Annotated in this window: 18 protein-coding genes; 4 read left to right on the top strand and 14 right to left on the bottom strand. The window is 65.9% G+C overall.

Annotation, left to right across the window (positions count from 1 at the left end; all coding sequences use genetic code 11):
- Positions 1–16: 16 nt before the first annotated feature.
- From bamA to rpsB, 9 genes are all read right to left on the bottom strand, one after another.
- A complete protein-coding gene (bamA, locus tag OKW35_RS35010) occupies positions 17–2,320 on the bottom strand; it encodes an outer membrane protein assembly factor BamA (RefSeq protein WP_184056894.1) in 2,304 nt (767 codons plus the stop codon).
- 67 nt (positions 2,321–2,387) lie between these two features.
- On the bottom strand, positions 2,388–3,782 hold the full coding sequence (gene rseP / locus OKW35_RS35005) for an RIP metalloprotease RseP (protein WP_429355714.1): 1,395 nt from the start codon (positions 3,780–3,782) through the stop codon (positions 2,388–2,390).
- A gap of 7 nt (positions 3,783–3,789) precedes the next feature.
- The gene (locus OKW35_RS35000; RefSeq protein WP_184056899.1) at positions 3,790–4,995 is read right to left on the bottom strand and encodes a 1-deoxy-D-xylulose-5-phosphate reductoisomerase; all 1,206 of its coding nucleotides are present in this window, start codon (positions 4,993–4,995) and stop codon (positions 3,790–3,792) included.
- Positions 4,996–5,005: 10 nt separating this feature from the next.
- Positions 5,006–5,827, bottom strand: coding sequence for a phosphatidate cytidylyltransferase (locus tag OKW35_RS34995; protein WP_184056901.1), 822 nt, complete (start codon positions 5,825–5,827; stop codon positions 5,006–5,008).
- Positions 5,821–6,600: a polyprenyl diphosphate synthase gene (gene uppS / locus OKW35_RS34990; RefSeq protein ID WP_090800585.1), complete on the bottom strand. Its 780-nt coding sequence runs from the start codon at positions 6,598–6,600 to the stop codon at positions 5,821–5,823. Before uppS ends, OKW35_RS34995 begins: the two co-directional genes overlap by 7 nt.
- Before the next feature lie 62 nt (positions 6,601–6,662).
- The gene (gene frr / locus OKW35_RS34985) at positions 6,663–7,223 is read right to left on the bottom strand and encodes a ribosome recycling factor (RefSeq protein WP_090800586.1); all 561 of its coding nucleotides are present in this window, start codon (positions 7,221–7,223) and stop codon (positions 6,663–6,665) included.
- A gap of 97 nt (positions 7,224–7,320) precedes the next feature.
- Entirely contained in the window at positions 7,321–8,034 is a 714-nt protein-coding gene (pyrH, locus tag OKW35_RS34980; protein WP_090800588.1) for a UMP kinase, read from the bottom strand.
- A gap of 222 nt (positions 8,035–8,256) precedes the next feature.
- A complete protein-coding gene (tsf, locus tag OKW35_RS34975; RefSeq protein WP_090800589.1) occupies positions 8,257–9,138 on the bottom strand; it encodes a translation elongation factor Ts in 882 nt (293 codons plus the stop codon).
- Positions 9,139–9,355: 217 nt separating this feature from the next.
- A complete protein-coding gene (rpsB, locus tag OKW35_RS34970; RefSeq protein WP_013089705.1) occupies positions 9,356–10,108 on the bottom strand; it encodes a 30S ribosomal protein S2 in 753 nt (250 codons plus the stop codon).
- A gap of 555 nt (positions 10,109–10,663) precedes the next feature.
- Here rpsB and map point away from each other — a divergent pair.
- From map to OKW35_RS34955, 3 genes are read left to right on the top strand one after another with little or no spacing between them, the layout of a single operon-like run.
- Positions 10,664–11,473 carry a type I methionyl aminopeptidase gene (map, locus tag OKW35_RS34965; protein WP_184056903.1) on the top strand — a complete coding sequence of 270 codons (810 nt, stop codon included), beginning with the start codon at positions 10,664–10,666 and terminating at the stop codon, positions 11,471–11,473.
- 29 nt (positions 11,474–11,502) lie between these two features.
- Positions 11,503–14,082, top strand: a complete 2,580-nt coding sequence (locus tag OKW35_RS34960) for a [protein-PII] uridylyltransferase (protein ID WP_184056905.1) — start codon at positions 11,503–11,505, stop codon at positions 14,080–14,082.
- Positions 14,083–14,088: 6 nt separating this feature from the next.
- Entirely contained in the window at positions 14,089–16,233 is a 2,145-nt protein-coding gene (locus tag OKW35_RS34955; protein WP_429554450.1) for a pseudouridine synthase, read from the top strand.
- Between the two features lie 96 nt (positions 16,234–16,329).
- Here OKW35_RS34955 and def read toward each other — a convergent pair whose 3' ends face one another.
- From def to OKW35_RS34930, 5 genes are all read right to left on the bottom strand, one after another.
- The gene (gene def / locus OKW35_RS34950) at positions 16,330–16,863 is read right to left on the bottom strand and encodes a peptide deformylase (protein WP_090800596.1); all 534 of its coding nucleotides are present in this window, start codon (positions 16,861–16,863) and stop codon (positions 16,330–16,332) included.
- Positions 16,863–18,926, bottom strand: coding sequence for an NAD-dependent DNA ligase LigA (gene ligA, locus OKW35_RS34945; protein WP_429554449.1), 2,064 nt, complete (start codon positions 18,924–18,926; stop codon positions 16,863–16,865). Before ligA ends, def begins: the two co-directional genes overlap by 1 nt.
- A 166-nt stretch (positions 18,927–19,092) precedes the next feature.
- Positions 19,093–20,409: a cell division protein ZipA C-terminal FtsZ-binding domain-containing protein gene (locus OKW35_RS34940; RefSeq protein WP_429554448.1), complete on the bottom strand. Its 1,317-nt coding sequence runs from the start codon at positions 20,407–20,409 to the stop codon at positions 19,093–19,095.
- Positions 20,410–20,522: 113 nt separating this feature from the next.
- Entirely contained in the window at positions 20,523–24,041 is a 3,519-nt protein-coding gene (smc, locus tag OKW35_RS34935) for a chromosome segregation protein SMC (protein WP_429554447.1), read from the bottom strand.
- Positions 24,042–24,225: 184 nt separating this feature from the next.
- Positions 24,226–25,287: a DMT family transporter gene (locus OKW35_RS34930; protein WP_429554446.1), complete on the bottom strand. Its 1,062-nt coding sequence runs from the start codon at positions 25,285–25,287 to the stop codon at positions 24,226–24,228.
- Positions 25,288–25,591: 304 nt separating this feature from the next.
- On the opposite strand from OKW35_RS34930, the gene dapC reads away from it, so the two are divergent.
- On the top strand, positions 25,592–26,812 hold the full coding sequence (gene dapC, locus OKW35_RS34925) for a succinyldiaminopimelate transaminase (RefSeq protein WP_429405560.1): 1,221 nt from the start codon (positions 25,592–25,594) through the stop codon (positions 26,810–26,812).
- Positions 26,813–26,875: the final 63 nt, after the last annotated feature.

The raw sequence follows: 26,875 nt of genomic DNA, 5'->3' as shown, positions 1-26,875 counted from the left end.
AACACCCGCCGCCCGATCAGAACGCCGTCCCGATCTGGAACTGGAACTTCTGGTACTGGTCGCCAGTGTGCTTCGTGAGCGGGAAGCCAAGGCTCAACTTGAGCGGGCCGATCGGCGAGATCCACGCGAGACCCACACCGTAGCCGTAACGCAGGCCATTTGCGCCGATGCTGTTACCTTCCGTTCCCCACACGTTACCGGCGTCGAGGAACGTGAACACACGCAGCGTGCGATCGTAGCCCGTGCCCGGCAGCGGGAACGTGAGCTCGATATTGCCGACGAGCAGCTTCGAGCCGCCGATCGGGTCGTTGGTCTTCGCGTCTCGCGGACCGAGCGAGCTCGGCTCGTAGCCGCGCACCGAACCGATACCGCCGGCGAAGTAGTTCTTGAAGATCGGATAAGGCTTGCCGCCGAGGCCGTTACCGTAGCCGCCCTGGAAGTTGAAGCCCAGCACGAAGCCACGCGCGAACGAGTAATAGTACTGCGCGTTGATGTCGGCCTTGTAGTACTGCGTGCCCCCGATCGGCGTGCCGTACTCGGCGTTCGCCTGCGTGAAGTAGCCGCGGCTCGGCACCAGCGCGCTGTCACGCGCGTCGCGCGACCAACCGACCGTCAGCGGTACGTTGTTCGACACGCGGCCGAACTGGTTCACGTAGTCGATATAGCTTTGCGGCGTATTCGAGTCGATGTCGAGCTGGTTCTGCTCGAAACCGACGCCGAAAAACACCGTGTCGACTTCGGAGAACGGAATGCCGAACTTCAGGTCACCGCCAATCGTGACGATCTTGAAGCTCGAATCGGTCGAATAGTACAGCGGCTGGTACGTGCGGTAGTAGACGTCGGTGATCCGCTTGATGCCGTCCACCGTGAAGTACGGGTCGACCTGCGTGACCGTCAGCGTACGGTACGTCTTCGCGGTATTGATGTTCACCGAGAGGCTCGTGCCGGAGCCGAACACGTTGTCCTGCGAGATACCCGCCGACAGCACCACCTTGTCCGTCGATGAGAAGCCCGCGCCAAGCGTGATCGCGCCGGTCGGTTTTTCGGCGACCTTCACGTCGATGTCGACCTGGTCGGGCGTGCCTTCGACCGGCACCGTGGTCACGTCGACGTCGGTGAAGTAGCCGAGACGGTTGATACGGTCCTTCGACAGCGCGAGGCGGTTCGAATCGAACCACGAGCTTTCGAGCTGGCGCATCTCGCGGCGCACCACTTCGTCGCGCGTGCGCGTGTTGCCGACCACGTTGATGCGGCGCACGTACACGCGACGGCTCGGGTCGACCTGAAGCGTCAGGTCGACGGTGTGGTTGTTCTGGTCGATCTGCGGCTGTGCATTGACGGTCGCGAACGCGTAGCCGTACTCGCCGAGCTTGTCGACGATCGCCTTCGTGGTGGCCTGCAGCTTTTCGGCCGAGAAGCGGTCGCCCGGCTTGATCTTGATCAGCTTCTTCAGTTCCGCTTCGCGGTCGAGCAGATTGCCGGCGAGGCGGATGTTCGAAATCGTGTACGGCTGACCTTCATGCAGCGTGACCGTCAGGTACATGTCCTTCTTGTCCGGCGAAATCGACACCTGGGTCGATTCGATGCTGAACTCGAGATAGCCGCGGTTCAGGTAGTACGAGCGGACGTTCTCGAGGTCGCCGGTGAGCTTGTCTTTCGCGTACAGGTCGTTCTTCGTGTACCACGAGAACCAGTTCGGCGTGGACAGCTGCATTTCGTCGCGCAACGTGCCGGTGCTGAATGTCTTGTTGCCGATGAAGTTGATCTGACGGATCTTCGCGCTCGGACCTTCGGCCACCGAGAACAGGATGCCGACGCGGTTGCGGTCGATCGGCGTGATCGTCGTGGTGACTTCAGCCGCGTAAAAACCGCGCGTCAGATACTGGCGCTTCAGTTCCTGCTCGGCCTTGTCGACGAGGGCCTTGTCGTAGTAGCGACCTTGCGACAGCCCGACCGCGCGCAGAGCCTTGATCAGATTGTCCTTGTCGAACTCGTGGATACCGGCGAAGTCGATCGTGCCGATGGCCGGGCGCTCTTGCACCTGCACGATCACCACGTTGCCTTCGGTCGCGATCTTGACGTCGTTGAAGAAGCCCGTCGCGTACAGCGCGCGAATCGCTTCGGACGCCTTGTCGTCGGAAAAGGTATCGCCTTGCTTGATGGGCAGGTACGCGAACACCGTGCCCGGTTCGACGCGTTGCAATCCCTCAATGCGAATGTCTTGCACCACGAAGGGCGTCGTTGCGTGAGCAACCAGCCCATGCGCGGCGAACGCCGCGGCTACAACCGTCTTTGGACCAAAGCGATGAGGTTTGAACAACGTGCTTCCCCAGTATGTATAGCTGCATCAGGCCTGGCGGCCGCCCTCGTGAACGCCGCCGGACACTTTAAAAATGGATTAAACGAGCCAGATCGTTGAACAGCGCAATCGCCGACAACGCGACGATGCAGGCAAGCCCCGCCCTCTGAAAAACGAGTTGCCAGCGATCGGAGACAACTTTACCGGTCACAGCTTCAACCAAATAATATAACAGATGACCCCCATCCAATACCGGAATTGGTAGCAGGTTCAGCACGCCGAGGCTAATGCTGACAAGGGCCAGGAACGACAGAAACGCGGCAGGACCCAGACGTGCGCTCTTTCCCGCGTAGTCGGCGATCGTCACCGGACCGGACAGATTCTTCAGCGATGCCTCGCCGACGATCATCCGGCCGAACATCCTGACCGAGTACACCGCGAGATCCCAGGTACGGCGCGCGCCGAGGTGGAGGCTCTCGAGCGGCCCGTAGCGCACGTCGATCGACGGCACCTGGGTCGCCAGCTCCGCGCCGATGCGGCCGATCTGCTGCCCGCTCGCCGCATCGCGCTGCAGTTGCGGCACGATGGTGATTTCTTCGAGCGCGCCCGCCGCATGACCGCCACGGCCCCCGCGCTCCACCCGCAGCGTGACCGGCACGCCGGCGTGCGATTTTACAAAAGCGATGAAGGCCGAGGCATTATCGGTCGGCGTGCCGTTGATCGCGCGCAGCCGGTCGCCGGCGACGAGCCCCGCCTTTTGCGCGGCGCTGCCCGCCTGCACGCCCGCCACCGTCAGCTTGCCGCCGCCGGGCTCGAAGCCGAGGCGCGACATCAGATCGTCGTCGACGTCTTTCTCGCCGAGGCCGCGCAGGTCCATCGGAAAATCGGACGTGCCGTGCGCGTCTTTTGCACTGAGCACGACGCGCTGCTGATCGAACGCGGCGCCGAGCAGTTTCCAGCGCAGATCCGACCACGACCGCACCGGCTCGGTCTCATCGCTATGGCCGGTGCGCACACCGACGATGGTCTCGCCGCCCTCGAAGCCCGCCAGCGCGGCCGGCGTGTTCGGCGCGGGTGTCGCGATCACGGCGGCCGGTTCGGTCACGCCAGTTGCGAACACGAGCGCGAACAGCACGATCGCGAGCAGGAAATTCGCGACCGGACCGGCCGCGACGATCGCGAAGCGCCGCCACACCGACTGGCGGTTGAACGCATGCGGCAGATCCGCTTCGGGAATCGAACCGGGGCCGGTCTCGCGCTCGTCGAGCATCTTCACGTAGCCGCCGAGCGGCAGCGCGGCAATCGTCCACTCGGTGCCCGTCTTCGGACTGACCCACTGAACGAGCGGCTTGCCGAAGCCGATCGAGAAGCGCAGCACCTTCACGCCGCACAGACGCGCGACGCTGTAGTGCCCGTACTCGTGGACTACCACGAGTACGCCAATCGCAACCGCGAAAGCGAGCAGTTCGATCAGCAGATTCATAAACGCCTCACTGGACGGCGCGTTCCGTGCGACGGGCGCCGTCAGGCAGACGCGCGATGAATTCGGTAGCAGCTCGGCGCGCGGCGGCGTCCGCTTCGATGACGTCGTCGAGCGCGTGCGCGCTGCGGTTCGGCAACGCGTTCAGCACGGAGTCGACCGCCTCGGCAATCGCCATGAAGCCGATGCGGCGCGCGAGAAATGCCTCCACCGCGATCTCGTTCGCGGCGTTCAACGCCGCGCTCGCGACGCCGCCTTCCGCAAGCGCCTTCATGGCGAGCGCCAGGCACGGGAAGCGCGCGTAGTCGGGTTTTTCGAACGACAGCGACGCGATCTCCGCGAGATCGAGCTGCGCGACCCCGGAATCGACGCGATCCGGAAACGCGAGCGCGTGCGCGATCGGCGTGCGCATGTCGGGGTTGCCGAGCTGCGCGAGCACCGAACCGTCCGCGTACGACACCAGCGAATGAATCACGCTCTGCGGATGGATCAGCACCTCGATGCGCTCGCCGGGCAGGTTGAACAGCCAGTGCGCCTCGATCACTTCGAGGCCCTTGTTCATCATCGTGGCCGAGTCGACCGAGATCTTGCGGCCCATCACCCAGTTCGGATGCTTGCAGGCTTCGTCAGGCGTCACGTCGACGAGCGTGGCCGGTTCGCGCGTGCGGAACGGGCCGCCCGATGCGGTCAGGATGATCTTTGAAACGCCGCCATGCAGCGACGCTTCACGCGGCAGGCATTGGAAAATCGCGTTGTGTTCGCTGTCGACCGGCAGCAGCACCGCGCCGTGGTCGCGCACCGCGTCCATGAAGATCGCGCCGGACATCACCAGCGCTTCCTTGTTCGCGAGCAGGATACGCTTGCCGGCGCGCGCCGCGGCAAGGCTCGGCGCGAGACCGGCCGCGCCGACGATCGCCGCGACCACCGTGTCGCAGCCCTCGCTCTTCGCGACGTCGACGAGCGCCTGCGGCCCGTACGTGACCTCGGTCTTGCTGCCCGCTTCGCGCAGCTTCGCGGCGACCTTCGCGGCCGTGTCGGCGTCGCCGACCACCGCCACTTCGGGCGCGAACCGCAGGCATTGCCCGACGAGCTTGTCGCCGTTGCGATGCGCGCTCAGCGCGTAAATCGAAAACCGCTCGGGATGACGCGCGACCACGTCGAGCGTACTGTCTCCAATCGAGCCCGTAGAACCGAGCAATGTCAGACGTTTTTGCATATCTCTTTCTCTAGCCGAGCAGCAGCATGGCGAGCGGCAGCACCGGCAACAACGCGTCGATGCGATCGAGCACGCCGCCGTGCCCCGGCAACAGGCCGCTCGAGTCTTTGACGCCGGCCTGACGTTTCATCAGCGATTCGAACAGATCACCGACCACGCTGAAAACCACCAGCAGGGTCAGCGCGAGCACCGTGCGCAGCGCACCCAGTTGCGCCAGCAGCGCAGAATACAGGGTCGGCTCGAACGCGTGCAAAAAGATCGCCGCGGCCGCGACGATCATGACCAGCAGCCAGCCGCCGATCGCCCCCTCCCAGGTTTTACCCGGACTGATCGCTGGCGCCAGCTTGTGCTTGCCAAATGCCTTCCCGGAGAAGTATGCGCCGATATCGGCGAGCCATACCAATAGCAGCAGCGACAGCACGAACGGCACACCCTGCATGCGCGCGGCGACGAGAGCATGCCAGCACGCGATGAAACCGACGATTCCGGCAAGAAACAGAAACGCGCGCCACGCGCCCTGCGCGAGCACGGGCTTGCGCAGCAGCACGAATGGACCGGCGATCACCCAGAAAATCGCCGCCGCCTGGAAGAACGGCCGCGCAGGCTCGGTGCCGATGCCCACCCGCGTACTGGTGACGAGTCCGAGTGCCGCGACGAGCGCGTACAGCACCGGACCCGCGCCACCGAGCTTCAGCAGGCGCGCCCACTCCCACGCTGCGAACACGACGACGAAAGCGATCAGCGCGCCGAATGCGCCGACAGGCGCGAACAGCGTGACAGGCAGGAACACTGCCAGCAACACGATCGCCGTGATGACACGGGTTTTTAGCATGGAAGCGAATCGACGTTCTGCGATTGCGGCTCGAGCTGAGCACTGGTGCGGCCGAAGCGGCGTTCCCGCTCCGTGTACGAAGCGATGGCGTGACCGAGCGCGTCGGCGTCGAAATCCGGCCAGAACGTGTCGGTGAAATAGAACTCGGTGTAGGCAAGCTGCCACAGCAGGAAGTTGCTGACGCGGCGCTCGCCGCCGGTGCGGATGAACAGGTCCGGCTCGGGTGCGTAGGCCATCGACAGGTGCTCGGCGAACGCGTCCTCGTTGACCTCGACCGGCTTGCCCGCCGCCGCTTGCTCGACGAGCTTGCGGGCGGCCTGCATGATGTCCCAGCGCCCGCCGTAGTTCGCGGCGATGGTCAGCGTGAGACGGGTGTTGCGCGCGGTCTTGGTTTCCGCGCGCTTGATCAGATCGCGGATCTTGTCGTCGAAACGCTCGAGATCGCCGACCACGCGCAAACGGATCCCGTTCGCGTGCAGCTTGCCGATCTCGCGCTCGAGCGCGGTGACGAACAGGCGCATCAGGAACGATACCTCCTCGTTCGGACGGCGCCAGTTCTCCGAGCTGAACGCGAATAGCGTCAGATATTCGACACCCCGCCGCGCGCACGCCTCGACGGCCGCCCGCACCGCGTCGACGCCGCGCGTATGGCCCGCCACGCGGGGCAGACGCCGCTGCGTGGCCCAACGGCCGTTGCCATCCATGATGATCGCGATATGTCGCGGCACCGCGGCGACTTCAGGCACGCGCACGGTTGAGCTGGTATAGGTCATGGCCGTCGGGACAGTAATGCCAGTAAAGAAGTGGAAATCAGAAGGTGCTGAGCCGAACGGCGTCAGACCGTCATGATCTCGGCTTCTTTCGTTGTGACGAGCTTGTCGATTTCGGCGACGAACTTGTCCGTCAGCTTCTGGACGTCGTCACCGGCACGACGCTCGTCGTCTTCCGAGATTTCCTTGTCCTTGACGAGCTTCTTCAGTTGCTCGTTGGCGTCGCGGCGCAGGTTGCGCACGGCCACCTTGGCCGTTTCGGCTTCGCTGCGAACGACCTTGGTCAGCTCGCGGCGACGCTCTTCGGTCAACGCGGGCATCGGTACGCGGATCACATCGCCATGGGTAGCTGGGTTCAGACCGAGATCCGACTCGCGGATCGCCTTTTCGACGACCTGGACCATCTTCTTTTCCCACGGCTGCACGCCGATCGTGCGCGCGTCGATCAGCGTCAGGTTCGCGACCTGCGAAATCGGCACCGGCGAGCCATAGTAGTCGCACTGGATATGATCGAGCAGGCCCGTGTGCGCACGGCCCGTGCGGATCTTCGACAGGTCGTTCCTGAACGCGTCGATGGAGCGCTGCATCTTCTGTTCAGCGCCCTTCCTGATATCAGCCACAGACATTTTTAAACCTCCGAACCTTCAAAACGGTGCGAGCCGCCCGGCACGCGCGATGCGGCGGCCCGGGCTCGCGTCAAAGCCCACGTAATGTAAACGAAGTTTACACGTGGACGAGGGTGCCCTCGTCCTCACCTAGCACGATGCGCTTGAGCGCACCGGGTTTGACGATCGAAAACACGCGGATCGGCAGCTTCTGGTCGCGGCACAGAGCGAAAGCCGTCGCGTCCATCACCTGCAGATTGCGGCCGATTGCCTCGTCGAAGCTGATCGTGCTGTAGCGGGTCGCGCTCGAATCCTTCTTCGGATCGGCCGAATAGACGCCGTCCACCTTGGTCGCCTTCAGCACCACTTCCGCGCCGATTTCCGCGCCGCGCAATGCAGCGGCCGTGTCGGTCGTGAAGAACGGGTTGCCGGTGCCGGCCGCGAAGATCACGACCTTGCCTTCCTCGAGCTGGCGGATCGCGCGGGGCCGGATGTACGGCTCGACGACCTGGTCCATGCGCAGCGCCGATTGCACGCGCGCCTCGATGCCGGCGTGACGCATCGCGTCCTGCAGCGCCAGCGCGTTCATCATCGTGGCGAGCATACCCATGTAGTCGGCCGTTGCGCGGTCCATACCCGCCGCACCGCCCGCGACGCCGCGAAAAATATTGCCGCCGCCGATCACCACGGCCAGTTGCGTTCCGAGACGGACCACTTCGGCCACGTCCGCCACCATTCGTTCAATGGTTCCGCGATTGATGCCGAAGGCATCGTCGCCCATCAGAGCTTCACCGGAGAGTTTGAGCAGGACGCGTTTATAGGCAGTGGGCATAGGGGTATCCAGATCGCGCAGAACAGGGCAACAACAAGGGACTAATGTAGGGGTGAAATGCTGATTCGGGCAAGCACCGCCAAATTGGCGAACCCTGAGGTTCGCCAGCGGCGGCCGCGCGGCGAGGGTCAACTCGTGCGCGGCCTTGCGGCGCTGCCGACCGCGGCGAGGTCTTGCCTCGCCGCGGGTCCAAACGGTACGGCGGTGAAGCTTGGGTAACGCTTATTGTTGCTTTGCAGCAGCGACCTGGGCGGCCACTTCCGCTGCGAAGTCGTCCTGCTTCTTCTCGATGCCTTCGCCGACCACGAACAGCGCGAACTTCTGCACGCTCGAGTTGCCCGCCTTCAGCATCTGCTCGATCGTCTGCTTGTCGTTCTTCACGAACGTCTGGTTCAGCAGCGACACTTCCTTCAGGTACTTCTGCACGGTGCCGTCGACCATCTTGGCAACGATTTCAGCCGGCTTGCCCGATTCGGCGGCCTTCTGTTCAGCGATGCTGCGTTCCTTGGCGATCAGGTCCGCCGGCACGTCGTCCGACGACAGCGAGACCGGCTTCATCGCAGCGATGTGCATCGCCACGTCCTTGCCGACCTGTTCGTCCGCGCCGGTGTACTCGACCAGCACGCCGATGCGCGTGCCGTGCAGGTACGCCGCCAGCTTGTTCGCGGTGTCGAAGCGCACGAAACGGCGGATCGACAGGTTTTCGCCGATCTTGCCGACCAGCGCGAGGCGCACTGCGTCGACGGTTTGGCCGTCGAGCGGCAGGGCTGACAGCGCCGCGACGTCAGCCGGGTTTTGCGTCGCGACGAGTTCGGCGATCTTCTTCGAGAACGCGAGGAAGTCGTCGTTCTTCGAGACGAAGTCGGTTTCGCAGTTCAGCTCGACGAGCGAACCAGCGTTGCCGTTGATGAACGATGCGACGACGCCTTCGGCCGTCACGCGCGATGCCGCCTTGCTCGCCTTGTTGCCGAGCTTCACGCGCAGCAGTTCTTCAGCGCGCGCCAGATCGCCGTCGGCTTCCGTCAGCGCCTTCTTGCATTCCATCATCGGCGCGTCGGTCTTCGCGCGCAGTTCTGCAACCATGCTTGCGGTAATTGCCGCCATCATTTGCTCCTTGAGTTCTGTCTGTCACACGCCGCCCGCATTTCGATGCCGGCGGCAGGAATTCGTTTCAGCGTTTTCGCGCATTTTTTGCGAGCGACGCGCCCGCGTCGCCTCGAGCACTCTGCCAGATGCCCGTTACAACAACTGTCATAGACATCGCGACTTAAAAAAAGGGGGCCTGTAGAAAGCCCCCTTTTATGCCGGACACTGGGCAGCCTTACGCTTCCGGGTTGACCTCGACGAACTCGTCGCCATCGCCGCCACGCGCAGCCTGGACCACTTCGTTGACCGCGTTGGCACGGCCTTCGAGGATCGCATCGGCCACGCCAGCCGCGTACAGGGCGACGGCCTTGCTGGCGTCGTCGTTACCCGGGATCACGTAGTCCACACCTTCCGGCGAGTGGTTCGTATCGACCACGGCGATGACCGGAATGCCGAGCTTGTTTGCTTCGGTCACGGCAATCTTGTGGTAGCCGACGTCAACCACGAAGATCGCGTCCGGAATGCCGCCCATGTCCTTCACGCCGCCGATCGACTTCTGCAGCTTGGCCATTTCACGTTCGAACAGAAGCGCTTCCTTCTTGCTCATGCGCTCGGTTTCACCGGCTTCCAGCGCCGCTTCCATGTCCTTCAGGCGCTTGATCGAAACCTTCAGCGTCTTGAAGTTGGTCAGCATGCCGCCGAGCCAGCGCGCGTTCACGAACGGCATACCAGCGCGCTGCGCTTCCTGGGCGATCGTGTCACGCGATTGACGCTTCGTACCGACGAACAGGATCGTGCCGCGGTTCGATGCCAGCTGACGCGCGTACTTCAGCGCGTCGTTGTACATCGGCAGCGTCTTTTCGAGGTTGATGATGTGAATCTTGTTGCGATGACCGAAAATGAAGGGGGCCATCTTCGGGTTCCAGAAGCGGGTCTGGTGACCGAAGTGGACACCTGCTTCCAGCATTTGACGCATCGTAACTGCCATGAAATTCTCCACGAGGGTTGGGTCTTAAACCGGCTGCCGTATCGGCCGCGCCCGCCTCTACCTTGGCTGGAACGCGACGACACCCTGGGTGCGCCGGCTTGCGAATTGGTTGCCTGACACGACTTTCTCTCACTCACGACACCCAACAACCGGAGTGCCGCGAGAAGCCGTTCCGCCCAGCTGCCATGCGCGAATTTGCGGACTCGCGAACAAAAGCGGACTAGGATCGACTTAGCCAAAGATTATAGCACGCGAGGACCGGCTGACTCAACCGGCCCGACCACCGGCCGATGGTCCTACGCACGGGACCGCGCCGCCGGGCCCGAAGCCCGGCCTGGCGTCCTTTGGGCCGCCAATTTGCCGATTCTGGCGCTTTTCGCCCATTGCCGCCCGATCCAGCGCAACGACCCGGCCCCCACTGCTGTAAAATGGCTCGATTCCGCCACGCGCGGGGGGCATTAAGGATCGACCGGCATTCCGTGCCCGGCAGACGCCCCTCCGCCCGGCCACCGCAACACCCAGCAGGCCTTATCCAGCAAGGCTTCCGAGGAAACCATGGCTATCACCATCAAAAACGAAGACGATATCGCGAAGATGCGCGTCGCCTGCCGGCTCGCGAGCGAAGTGCTCGACTACATCACGCCGTTCGTCAAGGCCGGCGTCACCACTGGCGAGCTCGACCGTCTGTGTCACGAATACATGCTGAAGGACCAGGGCACGGTCCCCGCGCCGCTGAATTACCAGCCGCCCGGCTACCCGCCCTACCCGAAAGCCACCTGCATTTCCGTCAACGACGTGATCTGCCACGGCATTCCGGGCGACAAGGCACTCAAAACCGGCGACGCGCTGAACATCGACATCACCGTGATCAAGGACGGCTATTTCGGCGACACGAGCCGCATGTTCATCGTCGGCGAAGGGTCGATCATGGCAAAGCGCCTCGTGCAAGCCACTTTCGAATGCATGTGGCTCGGCATCGACCAGGTGCGACCCGGCGCGCATCTCGGCGACATCGGCTATGCGATCCAGAAGCACGCCGAAGGCCTCGGCTACAGCGTGGTGCGCGAATATTGCGGACACGGCATCGGCACCGTATTCCACGAAGATCCGCAGATCCTGCACTACGGTCGCCCCGGCACCGGGTTCGAACTGCAGGCCGGTATGATCTTCACGATCGAGCCGATGATCAACGCCGGCCGCCGTGACATCCGCACGATGCCCGACCAGTGGACCGTCAAGACCAAGGACCGCAGCCTGTCCGCGCAGTGGGAGCACACGGTGCTCGTCACCGAGACCGGTCACGACGTGCTGACCGTGTCGGCCGGCACGCCGGCGCGTCCGCCCGTGGTCGCGGCCACGGCCTGACCGATTCCGACCACACCGCCTTCCTGCCAATGAGTAGCGTTCCAGCCGTCGCCCCCTCCCATGCCTCGTCGCTCAAGGCGGACTACAAAGTGGCCAAAGCCCAGTTGCTGGAACGCTTCCGAACGTCCACCAACGTCGACGCGTTGATGGCCGCCCTCGCGCGCGCCACGGACCATTCGCTGCGCGCCGCCTGGGACACCTGCGAGCTGCCCGACGACCTCGCGCTGGTCGCGGTTGGCGGCTATGGGCGCGGCGAACTCGCGCCGCACTCCGACATCGACATCCTGGTGCTGTTGCCCGACGCGCGGCTCGAGCATCTGGACGCGCGCATCGAGCGCTTCATCAGTCTCGCGTGGGATCTCGGGCTGGAACTCGGCAGCAGCGTGCGCAGCGTGTCGCAATGCATCGAGGAAGCGGCCAACGACGTCACGGTGCGTACCTCGCTGCTGGAAGCGCGCCGCATCACCGGCAGCACCGCACTGTTCGACGATTTCGCCCGGCGCTACCGTGCGGCGCTCGACCCGAAGGCGTTCTTCCAGGCGAAGGTGCTCGAAATGCGCCAGCGTCACGCGAAGTTTCAGGACACGCCCTACGCGCTCGAGCCGAACATCAAGGAAAGCCCGGGCGGGCTGCGCGACCTGCAGCTGATCCTGTGGATCACACAGGCGGCCGGCTTCGGCAGCAGCTGGCGCGAACTCGAAGCACGCGGACTCATCACCGAGCGCGAGGCGCGCGAGCTGCGCCACAACGAAGGCTTCCTGAAGTCGCTGCGTGCGCGGCTGCACGTGATCGCCGGGCGCCGCCAGGACATCCTGGTGTTCGACCTGCAGACGCCGGTCGCGGAAAGCTTCGGCCTCAAGCCGACCGCGACCAAGCGCGCGAGCGAGCAGCTGATGCGCCGCTACTACTGGGCCGCGAAAGCGGTCACGCAACTCGCGACGATCCTGATCCAGAACATCGAGGCGCAGCTGTTTCCGAGCACGAGCGGCATCACGCGCGTGCTGTCGGATCGCTTCGTCGAAAAGCAGGGCATGCTCGAAATCGCCTCCGACGACGTGTTCCAGCGCGAGCCGAATGCGATCCTCGAGGCGTTCCTGCTATACGAGCGCACCCCCGGCGTGAAGGGACTGTCGGCGCGCACGCTGCGCGCGATCTACAACGCCCGCGACGTGATGGACCAGCACTGGCGGCGCGATCCGGAAAATCGCCGGCTCTTCATGGAAATCCTGAAGCAGCCGGCCGGTATCACGCATGCGTTCCGGTTGATGAACCAGACGAGCGTGCTCGGGCGTTATCTGCTGAATTTCCGGCGCATCGTCGGGCAGATGCAGCACGACCTGTACCACGTGTTCACGGTCGATCAGCACATCCTGATGGTGCTGCGCAATCTGCGCCGCTTCGCGGTCGCCGAGCATGCGCACGAATACCCGTTCTGCAGTCAGTTGATCGTCAACTTCGACCGGCCGTGGGTGCTGTACGTGGCCGCGCTGTTTCATGACATCGCGAAGGGCCGCGGCGGCGATCATTCCACGCTGGGCATGGCCGACGCACGGCGCTTCTGCCGCCAGCACGGCATCGAAGGCGAGGATGGCGAGCTGGTCGTGTGGCTCGTGCAGCAGCATCTGACGATGAGCCAGGTCGCGCAGAAGCAGGACACGAGCGACCCTGAAGTGATCAAGCGCTTCGCCGAGCTGGTCGGCACCGAGCGCCGCCTGACCGCGCTCTATCTGCTGACCGTCGCCGACATCCGCGGCACCAGCCCGAAGGTCTGGAACACGTGGAAAGGCAAGCTGCTCGAAGACCTCTACCGGACCACGCTCGCCGTGCTTGGCGGTGCCCAGCCGGACGCGCATTCCGAGCTGAAGTCGCGCCAGGAAGAGGCGCTCGCGCTGCTGCGTCTCGAAACCGTGCCGGAAGGCGCGCAACGGGCGCTGTGGGACAAGCTGGACGTCGGCTATTTCCTGCGTCACGACGCGGCGGACATCGCGTGGCAGACGCGCGTGCTGTACCGCCACGTCGAAACGCCGACGCCGCTCGTACGCGCGCGGCCGTCGCCGATCGGCGAGGCGCTGCAGGTGCTCGTCTACGTGAAGGACCAGCCCGATCTGTTCGCGGGCATCTGCGCGTATTTCGACCGCAACGGCCTGTCGGTGCTCGATGCGCGCGTCAGTACGACGCGTCACGGCTACGCGCTCGACAACTTCCTCGTCGCGCACACCGAAGAGGACGTGCACTATCGCGACATCGCCAATCTGGTCGAGCAGGAGCTGACCGCGCGCCTCGGGGGCCACGGCACCTTGCTGCCGGGACCGTCGAAGGGCCGGCTGTCACGGCTGTCGCGCACCTTCCCCATTACGCCGCGCGTCGACCTGCGGGCCGATGAGCGCGGCCAATACTACATCCTGTCCGTGTCGGCGAACGACCGGCCGGGCCTTCTTTATTCGATCGCGCGCGTGCTGGCTGAGCACCGGGTCGGCGTCGCCTCGGCGCGGATCAATACGCTCGGCGAACGCGTCGAGGACGTGTTTCTGCTCGAAGGACACAGCCTGTCGGACAACCGCCTGCAAATTCAGGTCGAGACCGAACTACTGCGCGCGATCGCAATGTGAGATTTCATGCGAATCAAATTAACAGCGAAGCATCCGCGGCCGGCGGCGTCCGAACGCGCCCCTGTCCGCCCCGGCAGCGCGTCGGCGCGTAAGCCGACCCGTCCAGCGCGGCCGAAGCCATTCGAGGCGGAGGCCGGCGCGAAGCGCGAAGGCGCGGCATCGACGGGTGGTGGCGCGAAGCGGCCGGTCGGTGCGAAGCCGGCGGGCGCCGGTGCACGCGCGCCGCGTGCCGAAGGGTCGGGCGTGCGCGAACGGGGCACGGCTGCCGCGGGCGCACCGCGCCGCTTCGAAGGTGCGGCTCAGCGAGGCGAGCGCGGAGAACGCGCGCCGCGTCGTTTTGAGGGCGGCGCCGAGCGTGGCGAACGGGCGCCTCGGCGCGAATTCGGCGAACGGACTGAACGCGCGCCGCGTCGTTTCGAAGGCAACGCTGAGCGTGGCGAACGCGCTCCTCGGCGCGAATTCGGCGAACGGACTGAACGCGCGCCGCGTCGTTTCGAAGGCAACGCTGAGCGTGGTGAACGCGGGCCTCGGCGCGATTTCGGCGAACGGACTGAACGCGCGCCGCGTCGTTTCGAAGGCAACGCTGAGCGTGGCGAACGCGGGCCTCGGCGCGAATTCGGCGAACGGACTGAACGCGCGCCGCGTCGTTTCGAAGGCAACGCTGAGCGTGGCGAACGCGCTCCTCGACGCGAATTCGGCGAACGGACTGAACGCGCGCCGCGTCGTTTCGAAGGCAACGCTGAGCGTGGTGAACGCGCTCCTCGACGCGAATTCGGCGAACGGACTGAACGCGCGCCGCGTCATTTCGAAGGCAGCGCTGAGCGTGGCGAACGCGCTCCTCGGCGCGAATTCGGCGAGCGTGCAGAACGCGCACCCCGTCGTTTCGAGGGCAATGCGGAGCGCGGCGAGCGCGCACCGCGCGGTTTCGGTGAGCGCGCACCGGGCCGCGACGCCGGCGAACGCCGTCCGTTCAGCGGTCCGCGTCCAGGCACAGGCAGGCCGCCGGAAGGCGGCGCGCGTGGCGATCGTCCGGTGCGCCGGGAGCGCGAGGCCGCCGACCGTCCGCGCTTCGGTAGCGATCGCGGTGAGCCGCAGGAGCGTCGCAGTGGCGATCGAGGCGCGCGCAGCGACAGCACCTCGCGCCGCTTCGAAAGCGAGCGTGGCGAGCGCAGCTTCGCGAAGCCGGCAAAAGGCGGCTACGGCGAACGCACCGAGCGTCGCGAGCGCCCTGCGCGCAGCTTCGACGGCACGTTGCCGGCCGCGAACCGCCGCTTCGGCGACGACCGACCAGCCCGCGCCGCCAAGCCGCGAGCCTCGGCATCAGCAACCGCCCGCCCCGTCGACACCACCATCGACACTCCGCACCCGCCCCGCCGCGATCGCGAAGACGCGCCGGGCATGCTGCGTCTGTCGAAGCTGATGTCCAAGCTCGGCCTGTGCTCGCGTCGCGAGGCCGACGAATGGATCGAGAAAGGCTGGGTCATGGTCGACGGCGAGCGCGTCGATACGCTCGGCACGAAGGTGTTCCCGGATCAGCGCATCGACATCGACCCGGCCGCCGAAGCCTTTCAGTCGAGCCAGGTGACCGTGATCGTTCACAAGCCGGTCGGGCTCGTGTCGGGCCAGGCGGAGGACGGCTATCAGCCGGCCATCACGCTCATCACGCCGGAGAATCGCTGGGAAGGCGACCGTTCGGGGATCCCCTTCTCGGCGTCGCATCTGCGCCAGCTCGCGCCGGCCGGGCGTCTCGACATCGATTCGACGGGCCTGCTCGTGCTGACGCAGGACGGCCGCATCGCGAAGCAACTGATCGGCGGTCACTCGGACGTGGACAAGGAGTATCTGGTGCGCGTCGCCTACGGCGATCACACGGTCGACGTCGAAAGCCATTTCCCGGCCGAAAAACTCGCGCTGCTGCGCCACGGCCTGTCGCTCGACGACGTCGCGCTGAAGCCCGCGCAGGTCAGCTGGCAGAACGGCGAGCAGCTGCGTTTCGTGCTGCGCGAAGGCAAGAAGCGTCAGATTCGCCGCATGTGCGAACTGGTCGGTCTCGAGGTGGTGGGCCTGAAGCGTGTGCGCGTGGGCCAGGTGATGCTCGGCGCGCTGCCGCCGGGACAGTGGCGCTATCTGTCGGAAGACGAGTCGTTCTGAGGTCTGTCCAATGCGCCTCCTTGCTGAGAGCGGGCGCATCGGCACAACAAAAAACCCACGCACTTTGGCGTGGGTTTTTTGTTGGCGGCAGCTGTGTCAGTCGTCGCTATTCGTATCGAGATCCGGGAACAGGACCTCCGTAAAGCCGAACTTCGAGAAATCGGTAATCCGCATCGGATACAGCTTGCCGATCAGATGATCGCATTCGTGCTGCACAACCCGTGCGTGAAAACCCTCGGCGACCCGGTCGATCGGATTGCCGAACTGATCGAAGCCGTGATAACGGATCATCGAAAACCGGCTCACCACGCCGCGCAGCCCCGGCACCGACAGGCAACCTTCCCAGCTTTCTTCCATGTCCTGCGAGACCGGCGTGACGGTCGGGTTGATCAGCACCGTTTCGGGCACCGGCGGCGCGTCCGGATAGCGCTCGTTCGAACCGAAGCCGAAGATCACCACCTGCAGATCGACGCCGATCTGCGGCGCGGCGAGACCCGCGCCGTTCGCCGCGTGCATGGTCTCGAACATGTCTTCCACGAGCCGGTGCAGCTCGGGCGTGTCGAAGTGATCGACCGGCTCGGCGATTCGCAGCAGGCGCGGATCGCCCATCTTCAGAATGTCGTGAATCATCAGTGCCCCTCCAGGAGCTTGCGCATACCATCTTCGTCGAGTACGGGGATGCCGAGTTCCTCGGCCTTCGAAAGTTTGCTGCCCGCGTCGGCCCCCGCCACCACGTAACTGGTTTTCTTCGATACCGACCCCGCCACCTTCGCGCCGGCCGCCTCGAGCATATCCTTCGCGTCCTCGCGCGACAGGTTTGGCAGCGTACCGGTCAGCACGACCGTCTGCCCGGCCAGCGCGCCCTGCGGCGCCTTCGGCGCTGGTGGCCCCTCGGGCCACGTGACCTTGCCCGGCGCGCGCAGCTGTTCGATCACCGTGCGGTTGTGGTCCTCGGCGAAGAACTGGTGGATCGATTCGGCGACGACCGGCCCCACGTCGTTGACTTCGAGCAGTTCCTCCAGCGACGCATCCATGATCGGATCGAGCGAGCCGAAGTGCTTCGCGAGATCCTTCGCGGTCGATTCGCCGACATGGCGAATCCCCAATGCGTAGATAAAGCGCGCGAGCGACGTGTGCCTGGCCTTGTCGAGCGAGTCGAGCAGGTTCTGCGCGGACTTTTCGGCGAAGCGGTCGAGTTCCGCGAGCGTCGTGAAGCCGAGATTGAACAGATCGGCCGGCGTGCGCACCAGGTTCTGTTCGACCAGTTGATCGATGATCTTCTCGCCGAGGCCGTCGATATCGAGCGCGCGCCGCTGCGCGAAGTGCCACAACGCCTGCTTGCGCTGCGCCGGACAGAAGAGCCCGCCCGTGCAGCGCGCGATCGCCTCGTCGGGCAGCCGCTCGATCGCCGAACCGCACACCGGGCACTGCGTCGGCATCACGAACTCGCGCGCGTCGGCCGGACGACGCTCGAGCAGCGCGCTGACCACCTCCGGAATCACGTCGCCGGCGCGCCGCACGATCACTGTGTCGCCGATGCGGATGTCCTTGCGGCGCACTTCATCCTCGTTGTGCAAGGTCGCGTTCGTGACCGTCGCGCCGCCGACGAACACCGGTTCCAGCCGCGCGACCGGCGTGATCGCGCCGGTGCGGCCGACCTGCACGTCGATCGCGACCAGCTTCGTCAGCGCTTCCTGCGCGGGGAATTTGTGCGCGAGCGCGAAGCGCGGCGCGCGCGACACGAAACCGAGCGCATCCTGCTCGTCGCGCCGGTTGACCTTGTAGACCACGCCGTCGATGTCGTAGGGGAGCCTGTCGCGCTTCTCGCCGACCGCGTGGAAGAAGCCGAGCAGGCCTTCGGCGCCCTGCACGACCGCGCGCTCGCCATTGACCGGCAAGCCCATCTCCTTGTACCAGTCGAGCAGTTCGCTATGGGTGGCCGGCATCTCGATGCCTTCGAGCACGCCGATGCCATACGCGAAAAACGACAGCGGCCGCTGCGCGGTGATCTTCGAATCGAGCTGCCGCAAGCTGCCCGCCGCCGCATTGCGCGGGTTCGCGAATTCGCGTTGTTCGGCGCTGCGCTGGCGTTCGTTCAGGCGCTCGAAATCGCGCTTGAACATCAGCACTTCGCCGCGCACGTCGAGCACGCGCGGCACTCGCTTACCCTTCAGCTTCAACGGAATCGAGCGGATCGTGCGGACGTTTTCGGTGACGTTCTCGCCGGTCGTGCCGTCACCGCGCGTGGAGGCCTGCACGAACACGCCGTCGGCGTAGCGCAGCGAGATCGCGAGGCCGTCGAATTTCAGCTCGGCCGCGTAGTCGACGGGAACCGGCGGCTCGCTCGCGTTGTTGCCGAGCGCGTCGCCGATGCGCTTGTCGAACGCGACGATGTCTTCGTCGGCGAAACCGTTGTTCAACGACAGCATCGGCAGATCGTGCACGACCGGCTCGAAACCGCTCGCGGCCTCGCCGCCGACGCGCTGCGTCGGCGAGTCCGGCACGATCAGATCGGGATGCTCGGCCTCGATGCGCTCCAGCTCCTTGAACAGCTTGTCGTACTCGGCGTCCGGCAGGTCCGGTTGATCGAGCACGTAATACGCGTAGTTCGCGCGTTCGAGTTCCGCGCGCAACCACACGGCCCGCTCGGCCGGAGCGCTGGTTGCGGAAGGAGGGACGGAGGATCGGGCCATGCTGTCGGAAGCTTCTCGAGAAGAAAGTCGGACATCGGATTATCGCAGGAAGCGTGCCCCTTTACATCGCTGAATCGGGGCGGGCCGCGCTGCGACGCAAGCCGGAAACGACGACGGCCGCACATCGTGCGGCCGTCGTCAAAACGCGTAGAACGCTGCAAAAGGCTTACTGGCTGAACAGGCGCCGCGTGGCCGGCGAACCCGCCGGAATACCCGCCTGTTCGAGCTTCGCGTACAGCGTCATCAACTGTTTTTCGATCGCGAGCAGCGCGCTTTCCGGCAGCGGCCGGCGACCGTCGTCGACCACGCGTCCGCCGATGCGCTCGGCCAGCGACTTCGCGTAATCGCACATCAGCCGGAACGGCAGGATGTCTTCGTCGGCGACCGGCACGTCGAGCACCAGCGTGATCATCTCGCCGCCTTTGTACGTGAGGTCGTCGCGCAGGAAGTTGGTGTCGCCGAACTGCAGCATGAACACCGGGCTTTGCCGCGAGTCGAGCTTGACGAAGCGCGTGCCGTCGCGCGACAGCAGCAGACCGTCCTGCGACGCGACCGCCTGCACGTAGTTGGCCGACCACGGCGCGCCGTCCGACAGCACGTTGATCGACAACTGCGCGTCGCACTGGGCGGCAAAGCCGTCGAGCTCGCGCGCCATCGCGACGGTTTCGAGCATGTCGGGGAATTCCGGCGCCGCGTCGAGCGCATCGGCGAACTGCTGTACGCCGGTCACGAACTCGGAAAATTCGAGCTCGTTCAGCGCGCCGCTACGGTTCGCGAGCTGCGCGGCCGCGCGCAGCTCTTCATAGCGCGTGCCGTTCTGCAGCAGCTCCCACGAGCCGCCGCCTTCGGGTTTGCCTTCGATGTGCACGGGCTTGCTGCCCGCCCGACGCAAGCGCTGCGCAAGCGGAAGCACCTTGTCGCCGGCCACGGGGCCGTTCAGCCGGATCGGCACGATACAGTCGATGCGTCGATCGACGATCGCGGGCGGCGCCGACGAAATCGTCGTGGCGGCCGGCAGGATCGGTTCGACCCGCTCGTGCCCGGCGGACGCGGGCTGGGCCGCGGGCGTTTCGGCCGTGGGCGGCTTCGCGTGCGCGCCCGGCGCCGCCGCAGGTTCGCCTTCGCCCACGGTATCGGCGTCCGCCGACGGATAACCGTTCGGCGACGTCATCTCGGCCTGGATATCGGCCGGTGTATCGAGCGGTGCGGCGCCCGCGCCGAACGTCGGCTCGACGCGCGCCGCGCTCCGGTCCGCGGCCGCCTCGGCGCTCACGCTCGGCTCGCGCCGCGTGGTCGGCCGGGCCGGCTCGATGAACGGGCTCTGCTCCTCATGCTCGTCCCGCGCAAAGCTCTCGGCGGTGTCGGCCGGCATCGGCCGCGGCATTTTGCGGCGCACCTTCGCGCCCTGCCACGCGTTGTACACGACCACGCCCCCCACCACCACGGCACCCGCGCCGATCAAACCGAGTGTCAACTCGTCCATGCATGCTCCATCAGCAATTCTTCTATCCGCGCGGGCCTGTCGTCCGCTCCACGTACCGCGCGGCGCTCATCGAGGCCGCTGCGCTGGATGCGGATGCCCGCGAAGGCGTTAACTCAAACGATATTCTGGGCGAAACCCGCCGCCGTTTCCATGTCGACCGCGACGATCCGCGAGACGCCCTGCTCCTGCATCGTCACGCCGATCAGCTGCTGCGCCATCTCCATCGCGATCTTGTTGTGCGAAATGAACAGGAACTGGGTTTTGTCGGACATCGCCCGTACCAGATTCGCGAAACGCTCGGTGTTGGCGTCGTCGAGCGGTGCGTCCACTTCGTCGAGCAGACAGAACGGCGCGGGATTCAGCTGGAACATAGCGAACACGAGCGCGGTCGCGGTCAGCGCTTTCTCGCCGCCCGACAGCAGGTGAATCGTCGAATTCTTCTTGCCCGGCGGTTGCGCCATCACCTGCACGCCGGCGTCGAGAATTTCGTCGCCGGTCATGATCAGCTTCGCCTGGCCGCCGCCAAAGAGACGCGGGAACAGCTCGCCGAAATGACGGTTCACTTCGTCGAACGTGCTTTGCAGCAGCGTGCGCGTTTCGGCGTCGATCTTGCGGATCGCGTCTTCGAGCGTTTCGATCGCGCTCGTCAGGTCGGCCGACTGCGAATCGAGGAAGCTCTTACGCTCGGTCGCGGCCTTCAGCTCGTCGAGCGCGGCCATGTTGACCGGCCCGAGCGCGGTGATCGCGTTGTTGATGCGCGTGACTTCGCCCTGCAGGTACGACGGCTTCATGTCCGCCGTCAGCTTGGCTTGCAGTTCGGCTTCATCGACACCGGCCGCGGCCAGCTGCTCGACGAACTGCTCGCCGCTGATGCGCGCGGCCTGCTCCTTCAACTGCAATTCGTTGATGCGGTCGCGCAGCGGCTGCAGGGCGCGCTCGGCGGTGAGGCGCGTTTCGTCGGCCGAGCGCAGCTTCGCGGTCAGGTCGTCGAGCTCGACGCGCGCGGCGCGCAGCGCCTCTTCTTTCACGGCGCGGATGTCGAGCGCGTCCTGCAGCCCGGTGTGCGCGGTCTGCTCGTTGATCGTTTCCAGTTCGGCGCGCGCGTCTTCGAGCGCGCCCGCAACGCGCTCGCTCTGCTCGTGCGCGACCTGGATGCTGCGCTTCAATTCGTCGATGCGGTTCGCCATGTTGCGGGCGGCGAAGCGCGCGTCGGTGGCGGCGCGGTCGAGCTCGCGTGCTTCGCCGCGGGCGGTCGTCAGTTCTTCGTCGAGTGCTTCGAACGCGAGCTGGTGATCTTCGAAGCGCGCCTGCAGTTCGGCGAGCTCGCCGTCGTGACGCTCGAAGTTCGCTTCCGACTCGGCGCGCAGCGCCCGCTGCTCGTCGATCTGCGCGGCGATTTCTTCGAGTTCCTCGCGAATCTGCGTGCTGCGCTGCGTGTAGCGTTCGTGTGCCTGGGTGAGCCTCAGCACGTCCATCTGCAACGCGTGCACCCGCTGCGTCGCGCGTTCGGCCTGCTGGCGCAGCTCGGCGAGCGCCTGCGCGGCTTGCGTGTGCGCGGCTTCGGCGCGGATCGCGGCGGCCTTCGCCTCGTCGGCGAGCAATGCCTGTGCGCGCACCTGGCGGCCGAGGTTTTCGATTTCCTGCTGACGCGCGAGCATGCCGGCCTGTTCGGAATCGGCCGCATACAGCTGTACGCCGACGCGCGTGACCACGTGCCCCGCCTTGACGACGAACGCGCCGCCCTCGGGCAGCTGCGCGCGCATCGAAAGCGCCTGCTGCAGATCGTCGGCGACGAACGCGAGGCCGAGCCAGTCGGTCAGCACCGCGCGGATACCCGCGTCCTCGATGCGCACGAGCGACAGCAGCGAGCGCAGCGCGCCCGCCGCCGGGGCAGGCTGACCAGCCGCGGGCGGCGCGTAGAACGCGAGCTTGGCCGGTGGCGCGTCGGTTGCGAACGCCTTGACCCAGTCGAGATTCGACACTTCGAGCGCGGCGAGGCGCTCGCGCAGCACCGCTTCGAGCGCGGTTTCCCAACCGGCCTCGACATGCAGTTTCTTCCACAGACGCGGCAGGCTGCCCAGCTCGTGCTTGTCGAGCCACGGCTGGATCTTGCCTTCGGTCTGCACGTTTTCCTGCAACTGCCTGAGCGCGGCGAGGCGCGCGTCGAGCTGATGGATCTGCGCGCTTTCGGCCTGCACGCGCTCCTGCGCGGCGCGGCGTTCACCGTCGAGCCGCGGCAGTGTTTCCTGCGCGTCGGCGAGGCGGCTCTGCGCGTCGTGAAGGATTTCCTCGTGCTCGGCGAGCTGCATGCGCAATTCTTCGAGCTGCGCCTCGTCGGGCGCGTCGAGGCCACCCTCTTCCGATTTCAGCCGCTCATGGCGCTGCTGCAGCTGCTGCAACTGCTGATCGGCATTGCGCTGATGCGCGGCTTCGAGCTTCAGCGCCTGCTCGGTCTGCGCGATGCCGCCGCGCTCGGTGTTCAGTTCCGCCTGAGCGTCGCGCCAGCGCGCTTCGAGGGCGGGCAGCGCATCGTGCTTCGCGGCGGCGTCCTCTTCGGCGAGCACGGCTTTTTCTTCAGCGACGGCCAGTTGCTCTTCAGCGTCGGCGATATCGTCCTGCGCCTTGTCGGCCTGCGATTGCCACTGCTCGCGCTGCGCGGTCAGCGCGGCGATCTGCGCCTGCACGCGGTTGCGCGATTCGACGATGAAGCGGATCTCGGCTTCCAGCCGGCTCACTTCCGCGTTCGCCTCGTACAGCGCGCCCTGCGCGCCTTGCATCGCGTCGCTCGCCGAATAGTGCGCGACGCGCAGCGTTTCGAGTTCCGCCTCGACTTCGCGCAGCTTCGCGGTTTGCGCCTCGAGGTCGATCTGCGCCTGCTCGATCGCGCGTTGCTGGCGCTGCTGCTCGCCGGCCGCCTCGTTCTTGCGCAGCAACCACAGCAGACGCTGCTTTTCCTCGCCGTCGCTTTGCAGCTCGCGATAACGGGTCGCGACGACCGCCTGCCCCTCGAGCTTCTCGAGATTCGTGCCGAGCTCGCGGACGATGTCCTCGACGCGCGTCAGGTTCTCGCGCGTGTCGTGCAGACGGTTCTCGGTCTCGCGGCGGCGCTCCTTGTACTTCGACACGCCGGCGGCTTCTTCGAGGAACACGCGCAGCTCTTCGGGCTTCGCCTCGATCAGCCGCGCGATCATGCCCTGCCCGATGATCGCGTACGCACGCGGCCCGAGGCCGGTGCCGAGGAAGATGTCCTGGATGTCGCGGCGCCGCGCCGGCAGATTGTTGATGTAGTAGCTCGACGTGCCGTCGCGCGTCAGCACGCGCTTCACGGCGATCTCCGCATACTGGCCCCACTGGCCGGCGGCGCGGCCGTCCGCGTTGTCGAACACGAGTTCGACGCTCGCGCGGCTGCCGGGCTTGCGGGCGGTCGAGCCGTTGAAGATCACGTCCTGCATCGACTCGCCGCGCAATTCGGAGGCGCGCGATTCGCCGAGCACCCAGCGCACGGCGTCGATGATGTTGGATTTGCCGCACCCGTTCGGACCGACCACGCCAACCAACTGGCCTGGGACCTGGAAATGCGTGGGATCGACGAAGGATTTGAAACCAGCGAGTTTGATCGAGGTGAGCCGCACGGCGATTTCGCTGTTTGAAAAGAGAGAGTGATAGGTGGCTCGCGAGGTTGCGCCAGTCGTTCACCGCCGCAGCGGGACGGCCCCGCGCAACCTCGCGAGCCTTCGCAATTTGGTTGCCGGCTGCATGCGCTCATGCATATCTGAGGCACACGCAGATACGCATGCGCCGGCTAATGAGGGGGAATCATACCATCGCGCGTGGACGATTCTTACCGCCCTTTCGGCGGTCGTCACTGTCGCCGTCAGGGCCGTGTTCGTCACCGCGTTGGTCGCCGCGTTTGCTACCGCATTGACCACCGCGTCCATCGTCGCCGCCGGGCCCCTCCGTGTCCCCGATGGCGGGATCGGGCGGCGCCAATTTCGTCCGATGCACCCAGCTCGACAAGGCCGACGCGAGCACGATGCACGCGCCGCCGGCCCATTCGCGCGGGCCCGGTACTTCGCCGGCGAACAACCACGCCGACAGCGCCGTCACGACGAGTTCGAACAGCATGATGATCGACGCGCGATTGGCCCGCACGCGCGAGAGCCCGTATTGCACGAGCATGTTGTTCGACGCGAGCAGCAGACCGAGACCGAGCACCAGCAGCGCCGCCGTGCCCAGATGCGCGCCGACGGGCGGCGCGGGCATCGGCTCGAACAGCGACGCGAGCGCGCCGAACAGCGCCGCGCCGCCGAAGATCACCGCGGTGCGCATTTCGGGCTTCATGTCCGGCAGCACGCGGCTCGTCTTCAGGATCAGCACGTTGCTCATCGCGAAGCCCATGCCGCCGGCGAGCCCGGCCCATTCGGCGGGATTGCCGGGTACCGGAATGCCGAGACGCGGCGACCATAGCATCGTCATCGCGCCCGCGAGCGACAGCGCGGCCAGCGCCGCGCCCGACCACGTGAGCCGCTCGTGCAGGATGAAATGCGCGAACAGCGCGGTCCACGCGGGCGTCAGATAAAACAGCAGCAGCACGCGCATCACCTGACCGTGGATCGCGCCCCACACGAAGCCGAGATTCGTGACGCCCGCGGCGAGCGCGAGCGCCGGCAGCAGCCAGTGCCACCGCACGGTCTTCAGCGCGCCATTCCGCACGAGCAGCACGAACAGGCAGCCGGTGCCGCTCGTGAGCGCGCTCGCGGCGGTGCCGGTCACCCCGAGCGCGGCCAGCATCCGCAGCGGATACCAGACCATCCCCCAGACCGACGCGCCCAGCATGATCGCGAGCGTCGGCCAGCCGTTGCGAAGCCAGTTGGTCATGGGGCGGGACTCCGACGGACGTCGTGGGGGGGTCGTATGAGGGTCCAGCCGGCCGTCTCCTGAACTGCTGCGTACATTGCTGCTCCTGCGTATTCTTTTACGCGAACCGTGGCGGATTTCGCGCCGTTCCCGCCGCGGCGCCCCGGTGTGCCGCCTCGCGGATTGCTCCCGCGCCGCGCGCCCGGCTCCCGCCTGGTCCGCGGGCGCGCCACGCTATAATCGTCCGTTCGCCGCCGCCCGCCGGCGCGCGTGCCCGGTTGTCCCGCCATTCGTCCGCGTCCATCCCGATCAGGCCATTTCGTCCGTGAATCCGCTACTCGACTCCCTTCAGCCCTATCCGTTCGAAAAGCTGCGCCTGCTTTTCAAGGACGTCACGCCGCCGGCCGGCCTTGCGCACATCAGCTTCGGCATCGGCGAGCCGAAACATCCAACCCCGCCGCTGATCCGCGACGCCGTCATCGATTCGCTCGGCGGCCTCGCCGCGTACCCGGCCACGCTCGGCTCGGCGCCGCTGCGCGAGTCGATCGCGAAATGGGTCGCGCAACGCTACGACCTGCCGCCGCTCGATCCGCTGACCGAGGTGCTGCCGGTGGCGGGCTCGCGCGAGGCGCTGTTCGCGCTCGCGCAGACGGTGCTCAATCCGCGCCGCGATGCTGACGGCGAGCCTGCGATCGTACTCTGTCCGAATCCGTTCTACCAAATCTACGAAGGCGCGGCGCTGCTCGGCGGCGCGCAGCCGTACTTCGTCAACAGCGACCCGGCGCGCAACTTCGCGTGCGACTACTCGGCGGTGCCCGCCGACGTGTGGGCCCGCACGCAACTGCTGTACGTCTGCTCGCCGGGCAACCCGACCGGCGCCGTGCTCACGCTCGACGACTGGCGCGAGCTGTTCGCGCTGTCGGACCGCTACGGCTTCGTGATCGCGTCGGACGAGTGCTACTCGGAAATCTATTTCGACGAGTCGAAGCCGCCGCTCGGCGGCCTCGAAGCGGCGCACAAGCTCGGACGCGGCTTCGAGCGCCTCGTGATGCTGTCGAGTCTGTCGAAGCGCTCGAACGTGCCGGGCATGCGCTCGGGCTTCGTCGCCGGCGACGCCGCGATTCTCAAGGCATTCCTGCTGTACCGCACGTACCACGGCACGGCGCTGTCGACCGTGTTCCAGAGCGCGAGCGTGGTCGCCTGGAGCGACGAGACGCACGTGCGCGAGAACCGCGCGAAGTACCTGCAGAAGTTCACGACCGTCACGCCGATGCTCGCCGACGTGCTCGACGTGCGCCTGCCCGACGCCGCGTTCTACCTGTGGGCCAACGTCGAGCGCACCGGCCTCACGGACACCGAGTTCGCCCAGCGCCTCTACGCCGACTATAATGTGACGGTTCTGCCGGGCTCGTTCCTCGCGCGCACCGCGCACGGCGTGAACCCCGGCCGCAATTTCGTGCGCCTCGCGCTCGTCGCCGACGTCGACGAATGCACGGCGGGCGCGCAGCGGATCGTCGAATTCTGCCGCTCGCTCAGTGTCAACTGAGTGCAGCCTGAGCCTCGCTCGAGCTACACGGCATCCCCTTCTTCAGACTTCAACCCTTCAGAT

The organism is Paraburkholderia sp. MM5477-R1, from assembly GCF_050436385.1.
GTDB classification, from domain to species: domain Bacteria; phylum Pseudomonadota; class Gammaproteobacteria; order Burkholderiales; family Burkholderiaceae; genus Paraburkholderia; species Paraburkholderia tuberum.
This window is presented reverse-complemented; position numbering and strand designations above follow the sequence as displayed.